4 protein-coding genes are annotated in these 4,791 nt (G+C 68.6%); 3 read left to right on the top strand and 1 reads right to left on the bottom strand.

What is annotated here, in order from left to right; translation table 11 throughout:
- Positions 1–26: 26 nt before the first annotated feature.
- On the bottom strand, positions 27–1,316 hold the full coding sequence (locus tag ACFU7Y_RS40340) for an extracellular solute-binding protein (RefSeq protein WP_224281904.1): 1,290 nt from the start codon (positions 1,314–1,316) through the stop codon (positions 27–29).
- A 337-nt stretch (positions 1,317–1,653) separates the two neighbouring features.
- Between ACFU7Y_RS40340 and ACFU7Y_RS40335 the strand changes: the two genes are divergently transcribed.
- The 3 genes from ACFU7Y_RS40335 (at position 1,654) to mctP (ending at position 4,736) form a co-directional block, all read left to right on the top strand.
- Complete coding sequence (locus ACFU7Y_RS40335; RefSeq protein WP_224281902.1) at positions 1,654–2,445, top strand: GntR family transcriptional regulator; 792 nt, start codon at positions 1,654–1,656, stop codon at positions 2,443–2,445.
- Between the two features lie 387 nt (positions 2,446–2,832).
- Entirely contained in the window at positions 2,833–3,129 is a 297-nt protein-coding gene (locus tag ACFU7Y_RS40330) for a DUF3311 domain-containing protein (protein ID WP_308020244.1), read from the top strand.
- A complete protein-coding gene (gene mctP, locus ACFU7Y_RS40325) occupies positions 3,126–4,736 on the top strand; it encodes a monocarboxylate uptake permease MctP (RefSeq protein WP_380771352.1) in 1,611 nt (536 codons plus the stop codon). Before ACFU7Y_RS40330 ends, mctP begins: the two co-directional genes overlap by 4 nt.
- Positions 4,737–4,791: the final 55 nt, after the last annotated feature.

The raw sequence follows: 4,791 nt of genomic DNA, 5'->3' as shown, positions 1-4,791 counted from the left end.
GGGCCGGTGAGCGACGCCGCTCAGTGCTACTGCTTCTGGTTGAGCTTCTTGGCGATCTCGTCGTCGTACTTCTTGGCCGTGGAGGCGAAGTCACCGCCCTGGAGAACAGCGGTCAGGAACTCCTTGACCGGGTTCGGGTTGTCCTCGACGCTGGCCCAGTTCGGGGTGTTCGGGGTGATCGCGCCGACCGTGGCGGCCTGCTGGGCGGCCTTGGCGAAGTCGCCCTGGATGCCGGCGTTCAGCGCGGGCTTGTTCGTGGTGATGCCGGCCGCGGCGAACAGGCCCTCGTTCTTGTCGTTGAGGGCGATCTTCAGGAAGTCCTTGGCCATGTCGGTGTTCTTGCTCTGCGAGGCGATCGCGAGGTTCGAACCACCGAGGAACACGCCGGTGGGCTTGTCGGCGGTCTTGCCGGGGAGCGGGAAGTAACCGATCTTGTCCTTCGGCATGGCCTTCTCGTCCGGCAGCTCCCAGCCGAGGCCGATCATCGCGCCGATGTTGCCCTGGGCGAAGACGTCCTTCTGCTGCGGGGTGGCCTCGTCCTTGTCCTTCGGACCGGTGGCCGAGTAGCCCTGGAGCTTCTTGTAGGTCTCGAAGGCCTTCTGGCTCTCGGGCGAGGACAGGCCGCCGACCCACTTGTCGCCGTCCTTCTTGGCGATCTTGCCACCCTCGCTGGTGAGCAGACCGAAGTAGACGTACCACTCCTGGCCCGGCATGTAGATCGGGTCGACGACGCCCGGGGTGGCCTTCAGCTTCTCCAGGTCGGTGTAGAACTCGTCCAGGGTCTTCGGCGTGTCGGTCAGGCCGGCCTTGGCCCACAGGTCCTTGTTGTAGGCGACCACGCGGTTGGTGACGTACCACGGGGCGGCGTACTGCTTGCCGTCCATGAGGGCGGACTCGTTCTGGTTGGCGGGCCAGGCGTCGCCGCCCAGGGCGGCCTTGTCCTTGGTGATGTCGAGCAGACCACCCGAGGCGGCGTAGCCGGCGGTCTGGGTGTTACCGACCTCCAGGACGTCGACCGAGCCCTCCGACAGCGCGGCGGTGACCTTGGCGCCGATGCCGGTCCACTCCTGGGTGGCGTACTCGACCTTCGAACCCGGGTAGGTGGTCTCGAACTCGGTCTTGACCGCGTCGGTCCAGCCCTTCGGGGCGGAACCGGTCATGGTCCACACCTTCAGCGTCTTGCCCTTGTACTTGTCGGCCGCCGAGGAGGACGAGGACGTGGAGTCGCCCTCGCTCTTCTTGCCGTCCGAGCTGCAGGCCGCCAGGCCGACGACCATTGCTGCGACGCCGACCGCCGCGATGAGCTGACGCTTCACGCCATCCTCCTGAGGGATGCCTGGGTTGCCCCCGTCGGGCGGCAGCGGCAGACCCACACAAAGCGGGGGGGAAGGTGCCGCGGACCCCTTCGAACGGGTGGGGGGATTCATAGTGACCGGCCTAGTGGTGTAGACCAGATGCCTGGAGCTTGGCCTAGACCAATGGGCCTGTCAACGGCTGTTCGACCGATCCCGACCACCCGTTATCAAGCCGACACCGCACATCGTTCATCGCGTGATGAGGTATTCGTTCCGTAGCCATACATGCAACGATGTGAGCCGTTAACGATGTGGTGGGGTCGCCGAAGACCTCGCGAGAAGCGGGAGAACAGGTCCGATGAGCAGCGACGGGGGAACCAGCGCCCAGGTCAACGACCCCGAGGTGAACAGCCTCCCGGCGCAGGCCGGTACCGACCCGACCGCGCGCGTCCCCAAGTACTACGGCCTGAAGCGGCACCTGCTGCAGCTCACCGAGACCCAGCCCGCCGGCACCCCGGTGCCGCCCGAGCGCGCGCTGGCCGCCCAGTTCGACACCTCGCGCACCACCGTGCGCCAGGCCCTCCAGGAGCTGGTCGTCGAGGGCCGGCTGGAGCGCATCCAGGGCAAGGGCACCTTCGTCGCCAAGCCCAAGGTCGCCCAGGCCCTCCAGCTGACCTCCTACACCGAGGACATGCGGGCCCAGGGCCTGGAGCCCACCTCCCGGCTGATCGAGATCGGCTACATCACCGCCGACGACCGGCTCGCCCCGCTGCTCGACATCAAGCCCGGCGGCCGGGTGCTGCGGATCGAGCGTCTGCGGCTGGCCAACGGCGACCCGATGGCCATCGAGGTCGCCCATCTGTCCGCGAAGCGCTTCCCCGCCCTGCGCCGCAACCTGGCCAAGCACAACTCGCTGTACGCGGCACTGCGCGAGGTGTACGGGGTCACCGTGGCCGAGGCCGAGGAGACCATCGAGACCACCCTGGCCAACCCGCGCGAGGCCGGCCTGCTCGGCTCCGACCTCGGCCTGCCGATGCTCCAGCTCTCCCGGCACTCCTTCGACGCCGAGGGCGATCCGGTCGAGTGGGTCCGCTCGATCTACCGCGGCGACCGCTACAAGTTCATCACCCGGCTGAAGCGTCCGGAGTAACCCCACTCCCCCACCGCACTTCGGGCACCGGCGCACGCGACCCGCGCGCGCCGGTGCCATGTGCGTTCTGCGACGGCGCCCCGACATCCTGCGACGGCGGCGCCCGTTCCGTCCACCGCGGTACCGCGTTTCCGTTGCCCCGCAGCGCCTTTGCGCCCCTCGGCAGTGGCACCTTTGCGCCCCTCGACGACGGACATCGGCCGGTTGCGTCCGACTGGCGGGAAGTTCCGTCGATTCCGGTGACACGGATCACCTCATGCTCTAGATTGCGCAGCCGTACTGAACCTGACTGCCGATCACCGATGGTGCTGCTCGGCGGGCCCGTACGGCGCTCGGCGCCGACCGGGCTGCGGCGCCGACGGGGACCTCTCCGGAGCGGAGCCGACGATGCCCTCTGATCCCCCGACCGTCGACGATGTCATGCCCGAGCCGGCCGGGACGTCCGTCCCGGCGGTGACGCCCGAACGGGTGCTGGCCGGCCTCGCCCTGCTCGTGCCGATCGTCGTGATGCTCTGGGTGTCCTCGTACGACAAGGGCGACCCGGCGGTGGCCGGGATGCCGTTCTTCTACTGGTACCAGCTGCTCTGGGTGCCGGTGTCGGCCGTGTTCACGGTCGCCGCCTACCTGCTGATCAACCGGGACGAGCAGGCCCGCAAGGCGGCCCGGAAGGGCGGTGCGCGATGAAGGACGTCAACGCGCCGGCCCTCGTGGTCTTCGTGCTGTTCTTCGCCCTCGTCACCGTGATGGGCTTCCTCGCCTCGCGCTGGCGCCGCGCGGACGACGCGGCGCACCTGGACGAGTGGGGCCTGGGCGGCCGCAGCTTCGGAACCTGGGTCACCTGGTTCCTGCTCGGCGGCGACCTCTACACCGCGTACACCTTCGTCGCCGTCCCGGCGGCGGTGTACGCGACCGGCGCGGCGGGCTTCTTCGCGGTGCCGTACACGATCATCGCCTACCCGCTGGTCTTCCTCTTCCTGCCCCGGCTCTGGTCGGTCTCCCGGGTGCACGGCTACGTGACCCCGGCCGACTTCGTGCGCGGCCGGTACGGCTCGCGGCCGCTGTCGCTGGTGGTGGCGCTCACCGGCATCCTGGCCACCATGCCATACATCGCCCTGCAACTCGTCGGCATCCAGGCCGTGTTGGACGTGCTGGGGGTCGGCGGCGGGGAGAACGCCAACTGGTTCGTCAAGGACCTGCCGCTGTTCATCGCCTTCGGCGTGCTGGCCGCGTACACCTACTCCTCCGGCCTGCGCGCCCCGGCGCTGATCGCCTTCGTCAAGGACGCCCTGGTCTACATCGTGATCATCGTCGCGGTGATCTACATCCCGATCCGGCTCGGCGGCTACGGGCACATCTTCGACACGGCCGCGCAGCACTTCAAGGAGGCCAAGGCCGGCTCGCTGACCATCCCCGAGAACAAGCAGTGGACGTACGCCACGCTCGCCCTCGGTTCGGCGATGGCGCTGTTCATGTACCCGCACTCGGTGACCGGTGTGCTGGCCTCCAAGTCCCGCAACACCGTGCGCCGCAACATGGCGATCATGCCCGCCTACTCGCTGATGCTGGGCCTGCTGGCGCTGCTCGGCTTCATGGCGATCGCGGCGGGCGTCGGCAAGGGCGTCAAGGGCTACAACTCCCAGCTGTCGGTGCCGCAGCTGTTCGCGGACATGTTCCCGGACTGGTTCACCGGCGTGGCCTTCGCCGCGATCGGCATCGGCGCGCTGGTGCCGGCCGCCATCATGTCCATCGCGGCGGCCAACCTGTTCACCCGCAACGTCTACAAGGAGTGGCTCAAGCCCGCCGCCACCCCCGCCGACGAGACCCGGATCGCCAAGCTGGTCTCGCTGCTGGTGAAGGTCGGCGCGCTGGTCTTCGTGCTCGGCATGGACAAGCAGGCCGCGATCAACCTCCAGCTGCTGGGCGGCCTGTGGATCCTGCAGACCTTCGTGGCGATCGTCGGCGGCCTGTTCACCCGCTGGTTCCACCACTGGGCGCTGTTCGCCGGCTGGGCGGCCGGCATGGTGTACGGCACCTGGAAGGCGTACGGGATCGCCAGCCCGGCCACCAAGCACTTCGGCGGCAACGCGGCCGAGATCCCCGGCATCGGCGAGATCGGCTACATCGGCCTGACCGCCTTCGCCCTCAACCTGATCGTCTCGGTGGCGCTCACCCTGGTGCTGCGGGCGCTCAAGGCGCCGGACGGCCCGGACGAGACCAAGCCGTCCGACTACAGCGCCGAAGCCGGCGACGAAGAGCTGAAGAACGCGCCGGAGCCTGTAGCGGCGCACTGATTCGCGCGGTACGCGCCCTGTGATCGCGCCGCCTTCTCCGTGAACACTGGAGAAG

Origin of the sequence: Kitasatospora sp. NPDC057542 (assembly GCF_042801945.1) — a bacterium.
GTDB lineage: Bacteria > Actinomycetota > Actinomycetes > Streptomycetales > Streptomycetaceae > Kitasatospora.
This window is presented reverse-complemented; position numbering and strand designations above follow the sequence as displayed.

Bases quoted from the DNA above. Each gene is read 5' to 3' on its own strand.
- mctP (WP_380771352.1), top strand. From the start codon at position 3,126: ATGAAGGACGTCAACGCGCCGGCCCTCGTGGTCTTCGTGCTGTTCTTC.
- ACFU7Y_RS40330 (WP_308020244.1), top strand. From the start codon at position 2,833: ATGCCCTCTGATCCCCCGACCGTCGACGATGTCATGCCCGAGCCGGCC.
- ACFU7Y_RS40335 (WP_224281902.1), top strand. From the start codon at position 1,654: ATGAGCAGCGACGGGGGAACCAGCGCCCAGGTCAACGACCCCGAGGTG.